Origin of the sequence: Psychrobacter sp. 16-MNA-CIBAN-0192 (assembly GCF_040309565.1) — a bacterium.
Taxonomy (GTDB): domain Bacteria; phylum Pseudomonadota; class Gammaproteobacteria; order Pseudomonadales; family Moraxellaceae; genus Psychrobacter.
This window is the reverse complement of the sequence record NZ_JBEOOX010000672.1, coordinates 1-240: the sequence shown is the minus strand read 5'-3', so window position 1 is coordinate 240 and position 240 is coordinate 1. Positions and strand designations below refer to the sequence as shown.

1 protein-coding gene is annotated in these 240 nt (G+C 41.2%); it reads left to right on the top strand.

The genetic code is table 11. From position 1 onward, the window contains the following. The coding region (locus tag AAEY78_RS14805) for a hypothetical protein (RefSeq protein ID WP_352340236.1) at positions 1–240 on the top strand (240 nt) is incomplete at both ends.

The window sequence follows — 240 nt, the reverse complement described above, 5'->3', positions numbered from 1 at the left end:
CGCTTAACCTTTACTCGTGAGTTTTTTAGCAGTAGTCAGATTATGCAACCGGTTATTCGGGTTGATCATTGTTACGGTGACATAATCTTTAATGCCTCAACTAAACCTGAACGTATTAGTCTAGTTAAAAAAAATCAGGTGCAATATCAAGTGCATCGGCATGTAGATCAAGAGTTAACCGCGCTGCAGTCATTAACTGATATCGGCTTGATTACCCTTGAACCTGATCCTGTGCTGGCC